Raw genomic sequence first — 20,415 nt, forward strand, 5'->3', positions numbered from 1 at the left:
AGATTTTTATCTTCTCATTACGATATTTGGTTTATTTCTGAATTTATGACCGCGATCGGATTTTAAAATTCGTAACGCCTTAATTACATTTGATTCTGGAATGCGCGCCTAAAAATAGTTTGTCTGCGCATTATTTTGCGAGCCAGCGCACAGTTGTGCATTCTCTCAATAGCAGTGTGAAATAACGTAATTGAGCAACCCAAAATGTCTATTCACTATTACTCCTGAATCAACGACTCGCCGCATACCCTGATTATGGAGCTCAATATGCAAGCTTATTTCGACCAACTCGATCGCGTTCGTTACGAAGGCCCAAAAACGACCAATCCTTTAGCATTTCGTCACTACAATCCGGATGAGCTGGTGCTGGGTAAGCGCATGGAAGATCATCTGCGCTTTGCCGCCTGTTACTGGCATACCTTCTGCTGGAACGGCGCCGATATGTTCGGCGTGGGTTCCTTTGACCGTCCGTGGCAACAGCCGGGTGAGGCCATCGAGCTGGCGAAACGCAAAGCCGACGTGGCGTTTGAGTTCTTCCACAAGCTGAACGTGCCGTACTACTGCTTCCATGATGTTGACGTATCGCCGGAAGGGACGTCGCTGAAAGAGTACCTGAACAATTTTGCGCAGATGGTGGACGTGCTGGCAGAAAAACAGCAGCAAAGCGGCGTGAAGCTGCTCTGGGGTACGGCAAACTGCTTCACCAACCCACGCTACGGTGCGGGTGCGGCCACCAACCCGGATCCGGAAGTGTTTAGCTGGGCGGCTACGCAGGTGGTGACGGCAATGAACGCTACGCATCAGCTGGGCGGCGAAAACTATGTCCTGTGGGGCGGCCGTGAAGGCTATGAAACCCTGCTCAATACCGATCTGCGCCAGGAGCGCGAGCAGATTGGCCGCTTTATGCAGATGGTTGTCGACCATAAGCACAAAATCGGCTTCCGCGGCACGCTGCTGATCGAGCCTAAACCGCAGGAACCAACCAAGCATCAGTACGACTACGATGTCGCCACCGTGTATGGCTTCCTGAAGCAGTTTGGTCTGGAAAAAGAGATCAAAGTGAATATTGAGGCTAACCACGCTACCCTGGCGGGCCACTCATTCCATCACGAAATTGCGTCTGCGATTGCGCTGGGCATCTTCGGATCGGTAGATGCGAACCGCGGCGATCCGCAGCTGGGCTGGGATACCGACCAGTTCCCGAACAGCGTGGAAGAGAATGCGCTGGTGATGTACGAGATCGTCAAAGCGGGCGGTTTCACCACCGGCGGCCTTAACTTTGACGCCAAGGTGCGTCGCCAGAGCACCGACAAATACGATCTGTTCTACGGCCACATTGGCGCGATGGACACCATGGCGCTGGCGCTGAAAGTGGCGGCGCGTATGATTGAAGACGGCGAGCTGGATAAGCGCGTGGCGAAGCGCTACAGCGGCTGGAACAGTGAGCTGGGCCAGCAAATTTTGAAGGGTCAGTTATCGCTTGCGGACATCGCGAAGTACGCTGAACAACAGCAGCTGGCGCCGCAGCACCAGAGCGGGCATCAGGAATTGCTGGAAAACCTGGTTAATCACTACCTGTTCGATAAATAACAGCATGCAGGCCCGGTAAGCGGAAGCGCCACCGGGCATTTCTGTCAAAGGAGTCACCACAATGTATATCGGGATCGATCTTGGCACATCGGGTGTGAAAGCCATCCTGTTAAGCGAGCAGGGCGACGTGTTAGCAACGCAGACTGAAAAGCTGCAGGTTTCACGCCCGCATCCACTGTGGTCGGAGCAGGACCCGGAGCAGTGGTGGCAGGCGACGGAACGCGCGATGAAAGCCTTAGGCGAGCAGCACAGCCTGCGCGACGTGAAAGCGCTGGGCATTGCCGGACAAATGCATGGTGCAACGTTGCTGGATAGCCAGCATCGCGTTCTGCGCCCGGCTATTCTCTGGAACGATGGCCGCTGTGCGGAAGAGTGCGCAATCCTTGAAGCGCGTGTGCCCACGTCCCGCGAGATTACGGGCAACCTGATGATGCCGGGCTTCACCGCACCAAAACTTTTGTGGGTACAGCGCCACGAGCCGGAGATTTTCCGTCAGGTGGCGAAAGTCCTGCTGCCGAAAGACTATCTGCGCTTTCGTATGACGGGCGATTTCGCCTCTGACATGTCCGATGCCGCCGGCACGATGTGGCTCGACGTGGCGAAGCGCGACTGGAGCGAGGCGATGCTGGATGCCTGCCATCTGACGCGGGAACATATGCCCGCGCTGTTCGAAGGCTGTGAGGTGACGGGTACGCTGCTGCCAGACGTTGCGGAACGCTGGAATATGCCTGCCGTACCGGTGGTGGCCGGGGGCGGTGATAACGCGGCGGGTGCCGTGGGTGTCGGGATGGTTGAGGCGGGGCAGGCGATGCTGTCGCTGGGAACCTCTGGGGTCTATTTTGCCGTCAGCGACGGCTATCGCAGCAATCCCGAAAGCGCTGTGCACAGTTTCTGTCATGCGCTTCCGGGAAAATGGCATTTGATGTCGGTGATGCTGAGCGCGGCATCCTGCCTGGACTGGGCGGCGAAGCTTACTGGCATGGCGGACGTTCCGGCACTCATCGCGGCGGCGCAGCAGGCGGATGACGCGGCGAGTACCGTCTGGTTTTTACCCTATCTTTCTGGCGAGCGTACGCCGCACAACAACCCGGAAGCGAAAGGGGTATTCTTTGGCCTAACCCATCAGCACGGCCCGGCAGAACTGGCGCGTGCGGTTCTGGAAGGTGTGGGGTATGCGCTGGCCGACGGAATGGATGTGGTGCACGACTGCGGCCTGAAACCGGCGAGCGTCACCCTGATTGGCGGCGGCGCGCGAAGCCCTTACTGGCGACAGATGCTGGCGGATATCAGCGGGTTGCAGCTGGATTTCCGCACGGGAGGGGATGTTGGCCCCGCGCTCGGCGCCGCGCGTCTGGCGCAGATCGCTATGAACCCGGACAAGCCGCTTTCGCAGCTGCTGCCGCAGCTTACGCTTGAACAGGCGCATGTGCCTGACGCGGCAGGACATGCCCGTTATGCAGAAAGGCGCGAGGTGTTCCGCAAAATCTATCAGCAGCTGCTGCCGCTGATGTCATAAACTCGCTTGTCCGACAGAGGCACGAGGATGTCCTTTTTTGGTCTGTGCGTGCCTCTCTTTCCTTGCCAGTATGGTGACACACCCACTGGCGAGGAGATTTATCATGTCACGCATTGCACTCATCAATATTGATACTCAGCATTCCTTCCATCATCGCCCTTACTGGCAGGAGGGCGACATTCCTGCCTTTCAGCAGGCGATGCTGGGGCTGATTGAAGGCTGCCAGGCGCGCGGTATTCCTGTCGTTGATATTTTTCATGTGGATGAAGACGGCCCCTTCACGCTGCAAAGCGGCTATGTCAAACCGATGGCCTTTTTGCGTCATCAGCCGGATGTGGTTTTCCAGAAACACGTCCATAATGCCTTCACGGATACCGGGCTCGATCGCTGGCTGCGTGAACGTGATATCAACCAGCTGATTATCTGCGGCATTCGCACGGAACAATGCTGTGAAACCACCGCTCGGGTAGCATCCGATCTGGGTTATGCTGTGACGTTTGTGAGCGAGGCAACGCTGACGTTTCCCATGATGTACAAGGGCATTACCCTGAGCGCAGCGGAAATTCGCCATCGTACCGAGACGGTACTGGCCGGGCGTTTTGCCGAAATTAAAACGGTAGCGGAGACGCTGGAGTCACTGTAATGCGCATCGACGTCTGGTTCGTGATGTTACCTGGGGTACTGGCACTGGATATGTCAGGCCCGGCGGAGACCTTTGTGCTGGCTGGCGACGCGTTTCGTCTGCATTACATTGGGCCGCAACCGGACGTGCCGACGTCGATAGGCCTGACGATGGGCGGCATCCAGCCGTTGCCGGAAAGTCTGCCTCCGGGGAGTCTGCTTGTCCTGCCGGGGGTGAGCGACTCCCGCGTTCAGTTCTCAACGCCGCAGGCGCAGCAGATCCAGCACTGGCTAATGCGCCTGCAGCCGGTCATTCAGCGCCGGGATATCACGGTGATGTGCGTCTGTTCTGGTGCACTGCTGGCGGCGAAATCGGGCCTGCTGAATAACAAACAGTGCACAACCCACCATGACGTTATCAGCCGTTTACGCACTGTGGCTCCCACGGCGACGATTAAAGAAAACCGCATCTTTGTACAGGACGAGAATATCTGGACCAGCGCGGGGATCACGTCGGGCATCGATCTGGCGCTGCATATGATTAACCGCCTGTGCGGTCCCGAAAAGGCGCTGGCCGTGGCGCGCGAGATGGTGGTCTGGTTCCGCCGTTCTGGTGACGATCCTCAGCTCTCCCCGTGGCTGCGCTACCGCAACCATCTTCATCCGGCGATACATCGGGCGCAGGATGCGCTCACCGCCGAGCCGCAAAAAACGTGGAGCTTGCCTGACATTGCCGCCCTGGCGCACGTCAGCCCGCGCCATCTCACCCGACTTTTCCAGTCACATTTAGGGATTAGCGTCCGCGATTATCTGGAGCAGCTGCGTCTTGCGGTGGCGGAGCAGTGGCTATTGCAGGGGCGAGGCGTGGAGCAGGCCTCACTGGCGGCAGGCTTCTCCTCCCCGCGCCAGTACCACCGCGCCCGGCAGCGCAGCGTTAGCTGACGAAGCGGCGCGTGTCGATTTTTTGCAGCAGCATCGACAGCAGCAGGCTGATAACCAGCGTAGCGGCAAAAATCCAGACGATATCCAGCACCGGCCAGCTTTTCAGCTCAACGCCCCTCGTTCGCAGGGCGTGGATCACCAGCGCGTGAAAACCGTAAATTCCCAGCGAGTGCCGCGAGATAAAGCCCAGCACGGGAAGGGGACGCGCATTCAGGGTGTTTTTAACGAGCGTGAGCAGCGATACGGCACAGATAAAGACCATCGGCCCGCAATACAGATACCAGGTATCGGCAAAATTGCCGCGCCACTGAAGCTCATGTAGCGTCCCGCGTGAAATCACCGCCACGCCGGCGATAAACAGCGCTCCGCAGAGCCAGTTCAGACCGCGCTTTTGCGTGTCCATCATCCCGATGGCGCGCCCCAGCATGCCGTAAAGCACGTAGTAGAAGGTGTCGCCGTTGATATAGAGGTTCACCGGCAACCATTCGAAACCGTCGATTTTCTGCGAGACCGTGTTCGGGTTGGCGACGATGCCAATCACCACCATCAGGGCCAGAAGCATTTTCCCGCTGACGTTTTTCACCTGAATGAGCGGAGAGACCAGATAGATAACGATGATGGCGAAGAAGAACCACAGGTGGTAGAAAACCGGTTTTTGCAGCAAATATTTGAGGGATAACCCGGCGTTTATGGAGGTAAACAGGGTGATATAGAGCAGGGCAACGGCGCTGTAGAACCCCAGGCAGGCCGCGATGCGGATGAAGTGCCTCGGCTGCGCGCTACGCTCGCCAAAAAAGAGAAAGCCGGAAATCATAAAAAACAGCGGCACGCTGACGCGCGACGCGGAGTTGAGGATATTGGCAATATCCCAGTTAACGGGGCTGATGCTGTGGGCATTCGTGACATACCAGGTCGTCGTGTGGATCATGACCACCATCAGACACGCTATTCCGCGCAGGTTATCAATCCAGTTAATTTTTGACGGCATCAGTTCCTCGTATTCCCTGTAAAGTGAGTGGGACTCCCATTGTCCAAAAGTCTTCGTTTGGAAAATTCTGAGTTTTATGCACAGGCTTGCCGGGAGACCGCGAGATTCGCAGAATGGCAGACCTTAATCTATAAAAGTGTTGATACTAAAAATAACAGCCGCTGACCAGGACGGTAATAAAAATGATGATGAAGCGTGTGGCATCACTCTTTCTGCTATTCATGCTGGCAGGATGCAGTACGCCACAGGAAGTCCCCGTGCAAAAAGCGCAGCAGGGAAAAATAAGCCCGGAGCGTTCGCTGAATATGGAAGCGCTCTGTAAAGAGCGGGCCGCTCGGCGCTATAACTCGGACGTTCAGAAAATTAACGTCATCGGATTCGAGCGCTTTCAGGGCAGCTATGAGCTTAGAGGGTATACTGCGCGTAAAGAGGGCTTTGTCTGCTCGTTTGATGCGGACGGTCAGTTTTTACATCTCTCCATGCGCTAGCCTGCTCGCATAATCAACAGCCAGACGCCGCCAGCGTTCTGGCCGGAAGGCTTATTTCCCAATTTTCCCTAAACAACCCCGTTTCGTACTGTATATCTTGCAGCCAGCGGGTATACTGGTCCCTTCCATTTAAAACCACACGTATCCAGCACGAAATACTATGCAAAAGTTTGATACCAAGACCTTCCAGGGCCTGATCCTGACCTTACAGGATTACTGGGCTCGTCAGGGCTGTACCATTGTTCAACCTTTGGACATGGAAGTCGGCGCCGGCACTTCACACCCGATGACCAGCCTGCGCGCGTTGGGCCCAGAGCCAATGGCGACCGCGTATGTGCAGCCTTCCCGTCGTCCGACCGATGGTCGTTACGGTGAAAACCCGAACCGTCTGCAGCATTACTATCAGTTCCAGGTGGTGATTAAGCCATCACCCGACAACATTCAGGAACTGTATCTCGGGTCGCTGAAAGAGCTGGGTATGGATCCAACCATCCACGACATCCGTTTCGTGGAAGACAACTGGGAAAACCCAACGCTGGGTGCCTGGGGTCTCGGTTGGGAAGTGTGGCTGAACGGCATGGAAGTGACCCAGTTCACCTACTTCCAGCAGGTTGGCGGTCTGGAATGTAAGCCGATCACCGGTGAAATCACCTACGGTCTGGAACGTCTGGCCATGTACATTCAGGGCGTAGACAGCGTTTACGACCTGGTCTGGAGCGACGGCCCGCTGGGTAAAACCACCTACGGCGACGTGTTCCATCAGAACGAAGTGGAGCAATCCACCTATAACTTCGAATACGCGGACGTGGACTTCCTGTTCACCTGCTTCGAGCAGTACGAGAAAGAGGCACAGCAGCTGCTGGCGCTGGAAACTCCGCTGCCGCTGCCTGCCTACGAGCGAATTCTGAAGGCCGCCCACAGCTTCAACCTGCTGGACGCCCGCAAAGCGATCTCCGTGACTGAACGTCAGCGCTACATTCTGCGTATTCGTACCCTGACCAAAGCCGTTGCAGAAGCTTACTACGCGTCCCGTGAAGCCCTTGGCTTCCCGATGTGCAACCGAAACAAATAAGAGGCGGCCATGTCTGAGAAAACTTTCCTGGTGGAAATCGGCACCGAAGAGCTGCCACCAAAAGCCCTGCGCAGCCTGGCTGAATCTTTTGCTGCGAACGTGACCGCCGAGCTGGATAACGCTGGTCTGGCGCACGGTAAAATTGAGTGGTTTGCCGCGCCGCGTCGTCTGGCGCTGAAAGTGGCAAATCTGGCGGCGTCTCAGCCGGATCGTGAAGTCGAAAAACGTGGCCCGGCGATTGCCCAGGCGTTTGACGCGGAAGGCAAGCCAAGCAAGGCTGCCGAAGGCTGGGCGCGCGGCTGTGGCATCACCGTCGATCAGGCCGAGCGTCTGACCACCGATAAAGGCGAATGGCTGCTGTACCGTGCCCACGTGAAAGGCGAAAGCGCGGAAGCGCTGCTGCCAAACATGATCGCCACTTCGCTGGCGAAGCTGCCGATTCCTAAGCTGATGCGCTGGGGCGCGTCCGACGTGCACTTCGTGCGTCCGGTACACACCGTGACCCTGCTGCTGGGCGATACCGTTATCCCGGCGACCATTCTGGGCGTGGCGTCCGATCGCGTGATCCGCGGCCACCGCTTTATGGGCGAGCCAGAGTTCACCATCGACAATGCCGACCAGTATCCGCAGATCCTGCTGGAACGCGGTAAAGTGATTGCCGACTACGAACAGCGTAAAGCCAAAATTAAAGCGGACGCGGAAGAAGCGGCGCGTAAGATTGGCGGTAATGCCGACCTGAGCGACAGCCTGCTGGAAGAGGTCACTTCTCTGGTGGAATGGCCGGTTGTGCTGACCGCGAAATTCGAAGAGAAATTCCTGGCCGTTCCGGCAGAAGCGCTGGTTTACACCATGAAGGGTGACCAGAAGTACTTCCCGGTTTACGCCAACGACGGCAAGCTGCTGCCAAACTTCATCTTCGTGGCGAACATCGAATCGAAAGATCCGAGCCAGATTATCTCCGGTAACGAGAAAGTGGTGCGCCCGCGTCTGGCGGATGCCGAGTTCTTCTTCAATACCGACCGTAAAAAGCGTCTGGAAGATAACCTGCCGCGCCTGCAGACCGTGCTGTTCCAGCAGCAGCTGGGTACGCTGCGCGACAAAACCGACCGTATCGCGGAGCTGTCCGGCTGGATCGCCCGTGAAATCGGTGCCGACGTTAACCACGCGACCCGTGCGGGCCTGCTCTCCAAATGCGACCTGATGACCAACATGGTGTTCGAATTCACCGACACCCAGGGCGTAATGGGTATGCACTACGCGCGTCACGATGGTGAAGCGGAAGACGTGGCCGTAGCTCTGAACGAGCAGTATCAGCCGCGCTTTGCGGGCGACGATCTGCCGTCCAACCCGGTTGCCTGCGCTGTAGCGATTGCCGATAAGATGGACACCCTGGCGGGTATCTTCGGTATCGGCCAGCATCCGAAAGGCGATAAAGACCCGTTTGCGCTGCGTCGTGCCGCGCTGGGCGTGCTGCGCATCATCGTTGAGAAGAACCTGAACCTTGATCTGCAGACCCTGACCGAAGAAGCGGTGCGTCTGTACGGCGACAAGCTGACCAACGCGAACGTTGTGGATGACGTGATCGACTTTATGCTTGGCCGTTTCCGCGCGTGGTATCAGGACGAAGGTTACACCGTCGACACCATTCAGGCGGTGCTGGCGCGTCGTCCAACCCGTCCGGCTGATTTCGATGCGCGTATGAAGGCGGTTTCCCACTTCCGTACGCTGGAAGCGGCATCTGCCCTGGCGGCGGCCAACAAGCGTGTATCCAACATCCTGGCGAAATCCGACGAGACGCTGAACGAGCGCGTAAACGCCGCAACCCTGAAAGAGCCGGAAGAGATTGCTCTGGCGATGCAGGTTGTGGTGCTGCGCGACAAGCTCGAGCCGTACTTCGCGGAAGGTCGTTACCAGGAAGCGCTGGTTGAGCTGGCGGAGCTGCGTGACGTGATCGACGCCTTCTTCGAGAAAGTGATGGTGAACGTAGAAGATAAAGAACTGCGTATTAACCGTCTCTCCATGCTCGAAAAACTGCGCGAGCTGTTCCTGCGCGTGGCGGATATTTCGCTGCTGCAGTAATGTGCCCGTTGTAACAAATGCTAAAAACCCGCTTCGGCGGGTTTTTTTATGGGTCTTTTGTAGACCGGATAAGCGCAGCGCCATCCGGCAGGTTTAGCCGATCGCGATTGTGCCTTCGTCTGTCTGCAGCCAGCGCGGTGCCTTCAGCGTATCAGCAAAGTAGCTGACCAGCTCGCACAGCAAATCTTCCATCACGATTTCAGATTGTCGCGGCAGTGAGCCGTTCATCAGCATCTGCGTAAGCTCCTGACAGTAGCGCCCCAGCCGATCGCATTCGGGTTCGAAAGCCGGAACGCGTGACGGGAGTTCCTTCACGGTCAGGCTGGCTTTTAAAGCGTCCGGAACAGGTTCCAGAAGCGTGGGTTGCAGAAGATTCAGACAGGCATAAAGTCTGCCGTAAAGCGCCATTTTTGGGGCGGGTTCTTCGCAATCTACCAGTGCGTCGGTAAAACGTTCGCAGTTATCCGCCAGTTCGGTGAAGTCGGTGGCGTGGTTGAAGGGCAGGGTGAATAAAGAATGAGCTTGGGTTGGGGTAGTAGCCATATTGGCAGCCTCCGATAAGTGATAAAGCTTCCACCACCGGAAATGCTAACTTCGCTGGTGGTGGACTGAACAGAGTTAGCATTACCGGCCTTATCGGATACCGGCGCATCTTTCGATGCCCCTGCTCAGCCCACCATTGAGATGTAGCAAAGCATGCTGCACATAATGTGCCGCCGATAAGATAAGCCAGGATGCTAAACCCGGCACCTGATTTTGCAGGTGCAAAGAGAACTTACTGCTCATCAAAACAGGCGGCAATAGATTTGAGCTATGCCACTGAGGATATTACCATTTCTGGAAAGAGACTCGCAAAATTACCGCAATGAAAAACATATTGCGGGCAGAGGTCTTACAGCGACGCTATGGTCCGGCTGTAAATCGCTGAGGCGTTTCCTGCAGGCCGGGGCGAGGCGCATGGATGCGCCGAGAGGGCGGGCTTTACAGGGATGTTACCTCCGCCCGTCCCCGATAAGCCGGAAGGAATAAGCCGAAGGTACCGCGTAGCGGCGATTTACCGCCGGGAGCCCGGGTAGCCAGGGTGGTGGCGACTGAGCCACCCTGGCACGTTCACGGGTATTGTCGTTACAGAGTAGCAAGGAACATAAAGTGAACGGAATGACCACCAGAGTCGTATGCTTCCCCTCACCCCAGCCCTCTCCCTCAAGGGAGAGGGAGCCGTCTGTGCAGGCAATATTTGGTGGGGATCCCTCAGCCCAAAGGGAGAGGGAGTACAAATCGTCCAAAATTTAACCTTGAAATGGTCAACCCATTACCGCTATCCTTATCTCCGTTAAATTTCTCGCTCTGGAGCGCCCCCCAAAATTGAACAAACACGACTGATGAATTTCGATCCTTGCTAAACGCCACCGCGTGGGCAGGGGATGTTTTGATTTCATTCAGGAGTGCTTATGGCTCATTTTGCGCAGTCCCCTTCTTTTATTTTGCATCAGGTCACTTGTCAGTTTGCGACGGGCGATACCCTTTTTGGTCCGCTGAGTTTTTCTCTGGAGCCGTCTCTGTGCGCTCTGGTTGGCCGTAACGGCAGCGGGAAAACGCGTCTGCTGCGTCTGCTGGCGGGGCTTGATGAGCCTGCAAGCGGGCATATTGAACGTACCGGAACATATGTCTATGTGGCTCAGCAGCAGGACATTTTGCCGCACACGACGCTGGCTGAGCTGCTCGGGTACGAGGCCATCTTCGCGGCTCGAGCGCGTATCGACAGCGGCGATTACCAGCCTGACGATCTGGAACTGCTTGATGGATTCTGGGATTTAGCTGAACGTCTTGGCGAGGCGTTTGCCCGGGCGAAACTTCCGCCGTTTGATCCAGATAAGCCAGCCGGTGAGCTCAGCGGCGGCGAGCGTATTCGCGCGCTGCTGTGCGGGGCATTTACGGCTGAAGCGGATTTCCTGCTGCTGGACGAACCGACTAACCATCTGGATCGACAAGGACGGGCGTGGTTCTACGACCAGCTTGCCCGTTATCAGGGCGGCGTGCTCGTCGCCTCCCATGACCGTGAGCTGCTGGCGCAGGTGCCGCGTATTCTTGAGCTAAGCAGCGGCGGCCTGCGCAGCTACGGCGGGAATTATGCGGATTATCAAACCCAGCGCGATGCCGAACAGCAGGCGGCCCGCGCGGCGCTGGAACATGCGGCCACGGAGCGCAAACGCACCCGCGCTCGTATGCAAAAAGAGCATGACGACAGCCAGCGGCGCTCGGCAAAAACATTACGCACCGTCGATACCCTGAATATCGCGTCGTTTGAACGCGTCAAATACAAAGGCGCGGCAAAGGAACGTATCGGCGCCTGGAAAAAACAGCACAGCGAGCAAAATGAAGCCCTGAATGCCGCGGTAAACAAGGCGCGTGAGCGGGTTGAAGAAGATAACCCGGTGATGTTTACCCTGCCGGGGAGTCAGATCCCGGAAGGTAAACAGGTGCTGGTGCTGGAAGATCTGGTGTTACCGCATGTGCCTGTTCCTCCGCTTAGCTGGCGGATGGATGGGCCAATGCGCGTGGCGCTAAAAGGTCCGAACGGCTGCGGGAAATCGACGCTGTTGAAAGCCATCCTCGGCGACATTAGTCCACGCTCAGGAACCTGCAAGGTATCGGTCAGCTGTGCTTATCTCGATCAGCATCTTTCCCGGCTCGATCTGTCGCAGTCGGTCATGACGCACCTCAACCTGGGCAATACGCCCCTGGAAGAAGGTATTTTACGTACCCGTTTAGCCCAGCTTCAGCTGGGGGCCGACAAAGTCTCGCTCCCGCTGGCGGAACTGAGCGGTGGTGAGCGTTTGAAGGCTGCGCTGGCCTGCGTGCTTTGGCGCGGGGAGGCCACGCAGCTGCTGTTGCTGGATGAACCGACCAACCATCTGGATCTGGCTTCAGTGCAGGCTATTGAAGCGGCGCTGGCTGGTTTCCCCGGCGCGCTGCTGGTGGTGTCACACGATGATGCGTTTTTAAAAGGGTTAACGCTGACGCACGAGATGGTGTGGGAAGAGACGGGCTGGCGTTTCGAGAGCCTTTAAACACAAGCCCCCGCAGAGGCGGGGGCGTTCAAACTTTACTACGCTATCTGTTTGCTGAGTGCAGGGTTGGCCTGAATCAGGCGCATCAGCTTTAACTCGGTTGGGGTGGGTTTCTCTCGTTTTGACTCCCACTCCAGCACCATAGCCACGCTGACACCCATCGCTCTGGCGAATTCTTCAGTTTTCAGTCCTGTCCCTTTGCGCAATTGCTCATATTCTGTAAAGGGATTGGATTTTTGTTGCAGGGTAATGGCCTGCGGTACATCTTTAAAAACGATCTGTTCCAGACTGCTCAGCAGCTCAAACTCAGGATCTTTATATTCCATTGAGAACTCCTCTTAAATCTCACATCGTGATCAAGAACATCAGAGAGCCAATTAAGAATAGTCCCTAATACAAACCAAGGATCGTCACGGCTGTGATTAATCGTGCGGTAACGATCGCTTTACGCGATTCAGCTATCCGGATAGTTATGCTAATTCCCTGATTAACCATATGTCGGCTTCGCCAGGTATTTTTTTGTAAATAGTAAGAAATAAATCGGCAATAGTCGTTTTACATGAAAAGAGTATCTTGCAAGGCTGACCTGGACTATCCTTGTCAGCGTCGGGCACGCGTGTGCCGGTGTGCGCTTTTTTGGGTGAAAGGAGTAATAAAATGGCGACAGGAAAGTCCTGCTCTCGCTGGTTTGCGCCTATTGCGGCGTTGTTGATGGTTGTTAGCCTGAGTGGGTGTTTTGATAAAGAAGGCGATCAGCGCAAAGCGTTTATCGATTTTCTGCAGAATACAGTGATGCGCAGCGGCGAGCGGTTGCCGACGCTGACTGCGGATCAGAAAAAACAGTTTGGCCCCTTTGTGTCCGATTACGCCATTCTTTATGGGTATTCACAGCAGGTGAGCCAGGCGATGGACTCCGGTATCCGCCCGGTAGTGGATAGCGTGAACGCCATCCGTGTTCCCCAGGATTATATGACTCAGCGCGAGCCGCTGCGCCAGTCCAACGGTGCGCTCGGCGTGCTGAGCCAGCAGCTGCAAAATGCGAAAATGCAGGCTGACGCGTCACGTTCTGCGCTGAAGCAGGGCGAGGATCTCAAACCGGTCTTCGATAAAGTGTATGAGAAAGTAGTGACGAAACCGTCTGAAGCGATACAACCGCTGATTCCGGCCGCGCAGGTCTTCACTCAGCAGCTGGTTCAGGTCGGGGATTTCATCTCGCAGCAGGGGACACAGGTGAGCTTTGTTGCCAACGGCATTCAGTTCCCAACCTCGCAGCAGGCAAGTCAGTACAATACGTTGATTGGGCCGCTGGCCGCCCAGCACCAGGCCTTTAGCCAGGCGTGGGGCGCAGCAGTCGCTGCTACAGAATAAACCGAAAAACCCCGCCTCAGGCGGGGTTTTTTTTCGGCATTCAGAAAATAACGCTTGTCATTCCTCTACCACATCGGTATAACTGTTCGCGTCGGTTTGTTACACAGACCTAAAGCAGTTTAGTAAAGCAGTCCAGATTGTTATCCATAGATACCCTTCGTAGTGACCCTTCCTTCATCGCTTAAAAATCTGTAACGCAATCCATCAAGCCGGAAGGCACAATATATTTGTTAATAAGGTAATTTCTATGTCTGCTAAAATGACTGGTCTGGTTAAATGGTTCAACGCTGATAAAGGTTTCGGCTTCATCACTCCTGACGATGGCTCTAAAGACGTGTTCGTACACTTCTCTGCTATCCAGAACGATGGCTACAAATCTCTGGACGAAGGTCAGAAAGTTTCCTTCACCATCGAAAGCGGCGCTAAAGGCCCAGCAGCTGGTAACGTTGTAAGCCTGTAAGCTTCCAACCCAGTAGCACAAAATTCAAAAACCCGCCTTCTGGCGGGTTTTTTCGTTTCTACTGTTGGATCTGCGGGTTAACGCAGTTCCTGTCTACTTTTCCAGCAAGCGCGGCTATCAGGTTATCTACCGCCGTCGCCGCCATATTGTAGCGCGTCTCGTGGGTAGCAGAGCCGATGTGTGGCAGGGCGACGACGTTTGGCATGCTCAGCAGCGGGGAATCCACCGGAAGCGGCTCCTGCTCAAACACGTCCAGACCCGCGGCGTGGATCTCGCCGTTTTGCAGCGCTTCAATCAGCGCTTGTTCATCCACCACCGGGCCGCGACCCGCGTTGATGAAGATGGCGGACTTCTTCATTTTTTCAAACGCGGATTTGCCAATCAGATGGCGCGTTTCATCCGTCAGCGGCAGGATCAGGCAAACAAAATCGGCTTCCTGCAGCAACGTATCCAGCTCGCAGTAACGCGCGTTGAAGCGTTCTTCTGCTTCACTGTGATGACGGCGCGCGTTATACAGAATCGGCATGTTGAAGCCGAAATGCGCGCGCTGCGCCAGCGCCAGCCCGATACGCCCCATACCCACGATGCCCAGCGTTTTGCCATGCACATCCACGCCGAACCAGTCCGGCCCAATGCTTTTCGTCCATTCGCCGGCTTTCACACGCTCGGCCACTTCCACCACGCGACGGGCCGTGCTGAGCACCAGCGCCATCAGCGTATCTGCCACGGTTTCCGTCAGGGCATGCGGCGTGTGCATCAGCAGGATTTTACGGGCGTTCAGGGCATCCACGTCGAAATTGTCATAACCCACGGAAACGGTTGAGGTAGCACGAAGCTTCGGCATTTTCTCCAGCAGGGCGACATCCACTTTTTCGCTTGAACCCAGCAGGCCTTCGGCGCTGGCGAACGCATCGGCGTGCTGCGCCACGGTCTCCGGGCTCAGGTTCTTCACCTGCGTAACGGTGAAGTGTTCTTCCAGGCGTTTCTGCAGATCTTCCGGCAGAGCTTTATACAAAATGACGGACGGCTTCATGCTAATCTCCGTTGATTTTTAAGGATTCAGGCGTGGCGTGCGCCGACGAGGTGCTGTTGATTATTAGCAGGCTTAACAATCAAAGTAAGCCACACGGAGGCGAAAAGCGCTACCCCCATAAAGATGTACGACGCGGATGGGCTGCCGGTCACACCGTTCAGGTAGCCGACGAACCAGGATCCGCAGAACGACCCCAGCGCGCCCATACTGTTAATCAATGCCATTGCACCACCCGCGACGTTACGCGGCAGCATTTCCGGGATGATGGCAAAAAACGGACCGTACGGGGCGTACATGGCGGCACCGGCAATCACCAGCAGGGTATAAGAGGCCCAGAAGTGATTCGCGCCCACCGCCCACGAGCCGATGAAGGCGAAAGCGGCAATCAGCAGCAGCGGCCAGACAAACAGCTTGCGGTTTTGCAGCTTGTCCGACGCCCAGGAGACAACGATCATCGCGATGGTCGCGGCGAGATACGGTACGGAAGAGAGCCAGCCCACTTCCACCATGCCGAGGTTCTCGCCGCCGCTGCGGATAATCGACGGCAGCCACAGCACAAACCCGTACACGCCGATACTCCAGGTAAAGTACTGCGCGCAGAGCAGGATAACGTTGCGGGAGCGGAACGCTTCGCCGTAGTTGCGTACCGCCTTCAGCCCCTGTTGCTCTTTATCCAGTTGCGCCTGCAGCGCGGCTTTTTCATCTTCGGAAAGCCACTTCGCCTGGGCAGGCTTATCTTTTACCAGCACCCACCAGCAGAATGCCCAGATAATTGCGGGTACCCCTTCGATGATAAACATCTCGCGCCAGCCGAAGGACTGGATCAGGTAGCCGGAGACTACCGACATCCACAGTACGGTGACCGGGTTACCGAGGATCAGGAAGGTATTCGCGCGTGAACGTTCAGATTTGGTAAACCAGTTGCTGATGTAAATCAGCATCGCCGGCATGACCGCTGCCTCAACGACGCCGAGGATAAAGCGAATGGCCGCCAGGGCAGGAATATTGTTCACCACGCCGGTCAGTGACGCGCAGGCGCCCCACAGGATCAGACAGATGAAGATCAGCTTACGCACGCTGCGGCGTTCCGCGTAAATCGCGCCGGGGATCTGGAAGAAGAAGTAGCCCAGGAAGAAAAGGGCACCCAGCAGGGATGAAATACCTTTGGTGATGCCGAGGTCTTCGGTGATCCCCGCCGCGGACGCGAAGCTGAAGTTGGCACGATCGAGGTACGCCAGGCTGTACGTGATAAACACGATTGGCATGATGTACCACCAGCGTTTTACTGCATTGGTCGAACTGTTCATAGGCTTGCCTCTGTTGTTGAGGTTGTTACCGCCGTTGTCTGTAGGGTACACGGTGGCTTAATTATTTGGTGTGGCATGCTGCCCTCACCCTGGCCCTCTCCCACAGGGAGAGGGAATTTAAACGCCGAGCTCTGCTCGCGTTGGCAATCCTTCGCTGTCGCCCTGCACCTGAATCGCCAGCGAGCCAATCTTATTGCCCCGCGCGACGGCCTGCTGCAGCGGTTTGCCTTCCAGCAGGGCGCTAATGACGCCTACGGCAAAGCCATCGCCCGCGCCGACGGTGTCGACAACGTTCTCAACCTTCACCGCCGCGACCGCGCCCTGTTCGCCGTCTGCCGTTTTGAACCATGCGCCATCGGCGCCGGTCTTCAGCACCACCGCTTTTACCCCTTGATTCAGATAGAAATCAGCAATGCCTTCCGGCGTATTTTCACCCGTCAGAATCATCCCCTCTTTCAGGCCCGGCAGAACCCAGTCAGCCTGGAACGCAAGGCGGTTCAGCTTCTCGACCATTTCCGCTTCGCTTTTCCACAGCACCGGGCGCAAATTCGGATCGAAAGAGATCGTTTTGCCCAGCGACTTCATGGTCGTTGCCGCATGGTCCAGCAGTTCATAGGAACTGTCAGAGAGCGCCGCCGCCACGCCGCTCAGGTGCAGATGGCGCGCGGAGGCAAAATAGCCGGCGTGGTAATCTTCCGTTGAGAGATGGCTTGCCGCCGAACCTTTGCGGAAATACTCCACGATGGGATCGGTTCCATTTTCGACCTTCGATTTAAGCTGAAAGCCGGTAGGAAAGCGTCCGTCCAGGGTGACGCCTGCGGCATCAATATTCTCTTTTTTCAGCGAGTCGAGAACGAAATGGCCAAAGCTGTCATCCCCCACGCGGCTGACCCAGCCGACGTTCAGACCGAGACGCGCCAGGCCGGTCGCGACGTTCAGCTCTGCGCCCGCTACGCGTTTGATAAAGTGCTCTACCGCGCTCAGTTCGCCCGTTTCGGTCGCGACAAACATCGCCATAGCCTCGCCGATCGTGATGGCATCCAGCGTTTTGTGCATGATTTACTCCTCGCGCAGCAGGTTGACGTAATGACGGGTAACGGCGGTTAAATCCGCCCCTTCCAGCGGGAACTCAATACCGCGCGGAGCATCTGCAGGCAGCTGGCCGAGCAGATCCAGCCAGCGCGCGTCTGCGCGGTCCGGCGCCACGGCGCGGAAGTTATCTTTATGCGGCACGGCGGCTTTAACGTGGATATAGCTCACCGCAGGGGCCAGGTGACGTGCGGCCTCTTCGGGGGAGTCGCCGACCCACAGCCAGTTGCCCATGTCGAAGGTCAGCGTGACGGGCAACGCCATTTCCCGACAGGAGGCCTGGAAGCGCCGCATGGGCGCGAGCTGCCCGCAGTCGGTCTGATCGTTCTCCACAACAAGCGCCATACCGCTGGCATTCAGCAGGGCGCGCAGGGCGTCGAGAGGCTGTGTGTCGCTGAAATGGCCCAGAGAAACCTTCAGCCACAGGGCGTTAAGGGTGTTGGCCTCAGAGAGATAGCGGGGCAGGTCCGGGTTAAGGGTGCCGTCGGCCATAAACAGGGCGGCGGGCGCGGAGTAGCACGCCAGCAGACCCATTAGCTCGATGGATTCGCTCAGTGCAGGCAGCGCCAGCAGCTCTTCGCTGTTAAACAGTTCGCGGCGGATCTCCACGCCGTCTGCCCCTGCGCCTGCAATAACGGGGAGCATCGCCCGCTGACCGCCTGCCTGTCGCACCTGTTCCGCGCCATACGCGGCGGTGACCACCATGATTTTCCTGCCCATCTTCGGACTCCATCGCAACATATCAATACTATTACGCTAGATGGAACCGGTTCCAAAGAAAAGATCAGGATGTCGAATTTATGATCGCTATCACAAGGGGGAATTAACGGGCGGTGGAGCCGCGAACGATCAGCTCGCCGGAGAAGACCTGCTCGCGTACGGCATCGCGGGTACCTTCAATACGACGAATCACTTGTTCTACAGCGGCATAGCCAATCTGCCAGGTGGGTTGTTTAAGGGTCGTAATACCCACGCCAGCGAGCTCCGCCCACTCCAGCTCATCAAAGCCCAGCAGACCGATATCGCTGCCCCAGTGCAGGCCAATGCGCTTGAGCGAGCGGGCGACCTGAAGCGTCAGCGCCCCGTTGGCGGAGATAACGGCTTTGCGCATCCCGCGATGGCGGGTATGGAACTGGCGCAGGGTGTTGTCGATCTGGTCGGCTTCGTGAAGCGGCGTTTCGGCATTTTCGGCGATCGCACCGGGATAACGCGCAAGCGTGGCGCGAAATGCCGCCAGGCGGTCGCGTCGGGTATTTACCATGCCCAGCGGTTCGCTCAGGAAAAGAATCGCTTCGAAGCCCTGTTCGATCAGGTGCTCGGTCGCGGTTGTGGCTGCCTGGGTGTTATCCAGCCCGACGACATCGCAGGCGAATTCCGGGATTTTACGGTCGATGAGGACCATTGGCAGGGAGGACTGCTGCAGGCGGTTCAGGCCCTCTTCACGCATGCCTACTGCGTTAACCACAATCCCTTCCACCTGGTAGCTGCGCAGCAGATCGAGGTAGTGCAGCTCCTGGTCGACTTCGTTGTTGGTATTACAGACCAGCGGCGTGAAGCCCTTCTCGCGGCAGGCGGCCTCGATACCGCTGAGGACGTTGACGGAGTAGGGGTTGGTGATATCGGCGATAATAAGGCCGATCAAACGGGTGCGACCGCGTTTGAGCCCGCGCGCCATCAGGCTGGGACGATAGTCGAGATCGGCAATGGCCTGTTCAATACGCGCCAGCAATGCGTCTGACAGCAGATGTTTCTCGCCGTTAAGGTAGCGCGAAATGCTGGTTTTACCGGTTTTGGCGGCTTTCGCCACGTCGCTGATGGTGGCCCGGGCTGGTTTGCTCATCGCTGATTTCCCTGAATTTAGTGAGAATACCTTAGCGGGAAAATCAACGATGGCAAGTGGTTCATGCCGGGGTGTGCGGTCTGTTGCTCTCACCCCGGCCCTCTCCCTCGGGGATTACTGAATCGGGCTCAACGTAATCTCTACGCGACGGTTTTGCGCTTTACCTTCCGCCGTGCTGTTGCTGGCGATAGGGTTGGCAGGGCCCATGCCGCTGGTGCGGATGCGGTTTGCTTCAACGCCCTGGGTTATCAGGGAGCTGGCCACGGAATCGGCACGCTGCTGAGACAGACGCATGTTCAGATCCTGGCTGCCGGTGCTGTCGGTGTAGCCAATCACGTTCACGGCGGTCTTGTTGTACTCTTTCAGCACCATCGCCACGCCGGTCAGGGTGTTCGCGCCCGCGGGTTTCAGCGTGGCGCTGCTGCTGTCAAAGGTCACGTTGTTCGGCATGTTCAGGATGATGTTATCGCCGCTGCGGGTGACGCTCACGCCGGTTCCCTTCATTTTGTCGCGCAGTTTCGCTTCCTGCACGTCCATGTAATAACCGACGCCGCCGCCCAGCGCCGCACCTGCCGCTGCGCCAATCAGCGCGCCTTTGCCGCGGTCTTTCTTGGAGGAGGAGAGCGCCCCAACGCCTGCGCCGACCAGCGAGCCGATACCTGCGCCGATGCCGGATTTACCCGCTTCGCGCTCACCGGTGTAAGGGTTGGTTGTGCAGCCTGAAACAGCCAGTGCACCGCTCACCAGAGCGGCAATAACGAGTACGCGTTTTTTCATCTTCTTTCCTTAATCCTTTTTATTCTTTGCCACGGCGAGCGTGGCAGTTGATTATGACGTCCAGATACGGAGAAAATTCCGGGTATAACTCTGAAATTTGTGACAAACCATAAACGGCCTTAACGAGAAGGCCGTAAACCTGCACGCAACCAGGAGCGCACGCTTGAGCACCTC

The 20,415-nt window shown here is 56.8% G+C and carries 19 protein-coding genes and 1 pseudogene; 10 read left to right on the forward strand and 10 right to left on the reverse strand.

Going from position 1 to position 20,415, the window contains the following annotated elements; genetic code table 11:
* Positions 1–267 precede the first annotated feature (267 nt).
* The 4 genes from xylA (at position 268) to INF77_RS08335 (ending at position 4,669) form a co-directional block, all read left to right on the forward strand.
* Positions 268–1,590, forward strand: a complete 1,323-nt coding sequence (xylA, locus tag INF77_RS08320; protein WP_193531974.1) for a xylose isomerase — start codon at positions 268–270, stop codon at positions 1,588–1,590.
* Between the two features lie 61 nt (positions 1,591–1,651).
* Complete coding sequence (xylB, locus tag INF77_RS08325; RefSeq protein WP_193531975.1) at positions 1,652–3,106, forward strand: xylulokinase; 1,455 nt, start codon at positions 1,652–1,654, stop codon at positions 3,104–3,106.
* A 103-nt stretch (positions 3,107–3,209) separates the two neighbouring features.
* Positions 3,210–3,749 (forward strand): isochorismatase family protein, encoded by a 540-nt coding sequence (locus INF77_RS08330; RefSeq protein WP_193531976.1) that lies wholly within the window; start codon positions 3,210–3,212, stop codon positions 3,747–3,749.
* The gene (locus tag INF77_RS08335; RefSeq protein WP_193531977.1) at positions 3,749–4,669 is read left to right on the forward strand and encodes a GlxA family transcriptional regulator; all 921 of its coding nucleotides are present in this window, start codon (positions 3,749–3,751) and stop codon (positions 4,667–4,669) included. The genes INF77_RS08330 and INF77_RS08335 overlap by 1 nt, the downstream gene beginning before the upstream one ends.
* Here INF77_RS08335 and INF77_RS08340 read toward each other — a convergent pair.
* On the reverse strand, positions 4,662–5,657 hold the full coding sequence (locus INF77_RS08340) for an acyltransferase (protein WP_045630280.1): 996 nt from the start codon (positions 5,655–5,657) through the stop codon (positions 4,662–4,664). The two genes, INF77_RS08335 and INF77_RS08340, sit on opposite strands and share 8 nt — an antisense overlap.
* A 182-nt stretch (positions 5,658–5,839) precedes the next feature.
* On the opposite strand from INF77_RS08340, the gene INF77_RS08345 reads away from it, so the two are divergent.
* The 3 genes from INF77_RS08345 to glyS all read left to right on the forward strand — a co-directional run bounded on the left by INF77_RS08345 (position 5,840) and on the right by glyS (position 9,296).
* Entirely contained in the window at positions 5,840–6,145 is a 306-nt protein-coding gene (locus INF77_RS08345) for a YsaB family lipoprotein (protein ID WP_047363363.1), read from the forward strand.
* Positions 6,146–6,305: 160 nt separating this feature from the next.
* Entirely contained in the window at positions 6,306–7,217 is a 912-nt protein-coding gene (glyQ, locus tag INF77_RS08350; protein ID WP_003860141.1) for a glycine--tRNA ligase subunit alpha, read from the forward strand.
* 9 nt (positions 7,218–7,226) lie between these two features.
* The gene (glyS, locus tag INF77_RS08355) at positions 7,227–9,296 is read left to right on the forward strand and encodes a glycine--tRNA ligase subunit beta (protein WP_028015075.1); all 2,070 of its coding nucleotides are present in this window, start codon (positions 7,227–7,229) and stop codon (positions 9,294–9,296) included.
* A 93-nt stretch (positions 9,297–9,389) separates the two neighbouring features.
* On the opposite strand, the gene INF77_RS08360 is transcribed toward glyS, so the two are convergent.
* On the reverse strand, positions 9,390–9,800 hold the full coding sequence (locus tag INF77_RS08360; protein ID WP_284733115.1) for a hypothetical protein: 411 nt from the start codon (positions 9,798–9,800) through the stop codon (positions 9,390–9,392).
* A pseudogene (locus INF77_RS23420) lies at positions 9,728–9,910 on the reverse strand (hypothetical protein); the annotation flags it as partial. The pseudogene INF77_RS23420 and the gene INF77_RS08360, both read right to left, overlap by 73 nt.
* Before the next feature lie 837 nt (positions 9,911–10,747).
* Between INF77_RS23420 and INF77_RS08370 the strand changes: the two are divergent.
* Positions 10,748–12,367 carry an ABC-F family ATP-binding cassette domain-containing protein gene (locus INF77_RS08370; protein ID WP_193531979.1) on the forward strand — a complete coding sequence of 540 codons (1,620 nt, stop codon included), beginning with the start codon at positions 10,748–10,750 and terminating at the stop codon, positions 12,365–12,367.
* A gap of 38 nt (positions 12,368–12,405) precedes the next feature.
* Here INF77_RS08370 and INF77_RS08375 read toward each other — a convergent pair whose 3' ends face one another.
* Positions 12,406–12,693, reverse strand: a complete 288-nt coding sequence (locus INF77_RS08375) for an HTH-type transcriptional regulator (protein WP_028015078.1) — start codon at positions 12,691–12,693, stop codon at positions 12,406–12,408.
* Positions 12,694–13,024: 331 nt separating this feature from the next.
* Between INF77_RS08375 and INF77_RS08380 the strand changes: the two genes are divergently transcribed.
* Together INF77_RS08380 and cspA are read left to right on the forward strand one after the other, a co-directional pair.
* Positions 13,025–13,735 (forward strand): DUF3053 domain-containing protein, encoded by a 711-nt coding sequence (locus tag INF77_RS08380; protein WP_045260020.1) that lies wholly within the window; start codon positions 13,025–13,027, stop codon positions 13,733–13,735.
* 247 nt (positions 13,736–13,982) lie between these two features.
* Positions 13,983–14,195, forward strand: a complete 213-nt coding sequence (cspA, locus tag INF77_RS08385; RefSeq protein ID WP_003860775.1) for an RNA chaperone/antiterminator CspA — start codon at positions 13,983–13,985, stop codon at positions 14,193–14,195.
* Between the two features lie 58 nt (positions 14,196–14,253).
* On the opposite strand, the gene ghrB is transcribed toward cspA, so the two are convergent.
* The 6 genes from ghrB to INF77_RS08415 all read right to left on the reverse strand — a co-directional run bounded on the left by ghrB (position 14,254) and on the right by INF77_RS08415 (position 20,241).
* Positions 14,254–15,228, reverse strand: coding sequence for a glyoxylate/hydroxypyruvate reductase GhrB (gene ghrB / locus INF77_RS08390; RefSeq protein WP_047366950.1), 975 nt, complete (start codon positions 15,226–15,228; stop codon positions 14,254–14,256).
* 26 nt (positions 15,229–15,254) lie between these two features.
* Positions 15,255–16,535, reverse strand: coding sequence for an MFS transporter (locus tag INF77_RS08395; protein ID WP_028015081.1), 1,281 nt, complete (start codon positions 16,533–16,535; stop codon positions 15,255–15,257).
* Positions 16,536–16,652: 117 nt separating this feature from the next.
* The gene (locus INF77_RS08400; RefSeq protein ID WP_028015082.1) at positions 16,653–17,591 is read right to left on the reverse strand and encodes a sugar kinase; all 939 of its coding nucleotides are present in this window, start codon (positions 17,589–17,591) and stop codon (positions 16,653–16,655) included.
* 3 nt (positions 17,592–17,594) lie between these two features.
* On the reverse strand, positions 17,595–18,344 hold the full coding sequence (locus INF77_RS08405) for a sugar phosphate isomerase/epimerase (RefSeq protein ID WP_048958448.1): 750 nt from the start codon (positions 18,342–18,344) through the stop codon (positions 17,595–17,597).
* Positions 18,345–18,447: 103 nt separating this feature from the next.
* The gene (locus tag INF77_RS08410; RefSeq protein WP_028015084.1) at positions 18,448–19,464 is read right to left on the reverse strand and encodes a LacI family DNA-binding transcriptional regulator; all 1,017 of its coding nucleotides are present in this window, start codon (positions 19,462–19,464) and stop codon (positions 18,448–18,450) included.
* 114 nt (positions 19,465–19,578) lie between these two features.
* Positions 19,579–20,241 (reverse strand): OmpA family lipoprotein, encoded by a 663-nt coding sequence (locus INF77_RS08415; RefSeq protein ID WP_008502762.1) that lies wholly within the window; start codon positions 20,239–20,241, stop codon positions 19,579–19,581.
* Positions 20,242–20,415 lie beyond the last annotated feature (174 nt).

The sequence above is a fragment of the Enterobacter cloacae complex sp. P1B genome, from assembly GCF_014982345.1.
Classification (GTDB): Bacteria; Pseudomonadota; Gammaproteobacteria; order Enterobacterales; family Enterobacteriaceae; genus Enterobacter; species Enterobacter bugandensis.

Coding starts and splice junctions, on each gene's coding strand:
- xylA (WP_193531974.1), top strand. CDS start 268: ATGCAAGCTTATTTCGACCAACTCGATCGCGTTCGTTACGAAGGCCCA.
- xylB (WP_193531975.1), top strand. CDS start 1,652: ATGTATATCGGGATCGATCTTGGCACATCGGGTGTGAAAGCCATCCTG.
- INF77_RS08330 (WP_193531976.1), top strand. CDS start 3,210: ATGTCACGCATTGCACTCATCAATATTGATACTCAGCATTCCTTCCAT.
- INF77_RS08335 (WP_193531977.1), top strand. CDS start 3,749: ATGCGCATCGACGTCTGGTTCGTGATGTTACCTGGGGTACTGGCACTG.
- INF77_RS08340 (WP_045630280.1), bottom strand. CDS start 5,657: ATGCCGTCAAAAATTAACTGGATTGATAACCTGCGCGGAATAGCGTGT.
- INF77_RS08345 (WP_047363363.1), top strand. CDS start 5,840: ATGATGATGAAGCGTGTGGCATCACTCTTTCTGCTATTCATGCTGGCA.
- glyQ (WP_003860141.1), top strand. CDS start 6,306: ATGCAAAAGTTTGATACCAAGACCTTCCAGGGCCTGATCCTGACCTTA.
- glyS (WP_028015075.1), top strand. CDS start 7,227: ATGTCTGAGAAAACTTTCCTGGTGGAAATCGGCACCGAAGAGCTGCCA.
- INF77_RS08370 (WP_193531979.1), top strand. CDS start 10,748: ATGGCTCATTTTGCGCAGTCCCCTTCTTTTATTTTGCATCAGGTCACT.
- INF77_RS08375 (WP_028015078.1), bottom strand. CDS start 12,693: ATGGAATATAAAGATCCTGAGTTTGAGCTGCTGAGCAGTCTGGAACAG.
- INF77_RS08380 (WP_045260020.1), top strand. CDS start 13,025: ATGGCGACAGGAAAGTCCTGCTCTCGCTGGTTTGCGCCTATTGCGGCG.
- cspA (WP_003860775.1), top strand. CDS start 13,983: ATGTCTGCTAAAATGACTGGTCTGGTTAAATGGTTCAACGCTGATAAA.
- ghrB (WP_047366950.1), bottom strand. CDS start 15,228: ATGAAGCCGTCCGTCATTTTGTATAAAGCTCTGCCGGAAGATCTGCAG.
- INF77_RS08395 (WP_028015081.1), bottom strand. CDS start 16,535: ATGAACAGTTCGACCAATGCAGTAAAACGCTGGTGGTACATCATGCCA.
- INF77_RS08400 (WP_028015082.1), bottom strand. CDS start 17,591: ATGCACAAAACGCTGGATGCCATCACGATCGGCGAGGCTATGGCGATG.
- INF77_RS08405 (WP_048958448.1), bottom strand. CDS start 18,344: ATGGGCAGGAAAATCATGGTGGTCACCGCCGCGTATGGCGCGGAACAG.
- INF77_RS08410 (WP_028015084.1), bottom strand. CDS start 19,464: ATGAGCAAACCAGCCCGGGCCACCATCAGCGACGTGGCGAAAGCCGCC.
- INF77_RS08415 (WP_008502762.1), bottom strand. CDS start 20,241: ATGAAAAAACGCGTACTCGTTATTGCCGCTCTGGTGAGCGGTGCACTG.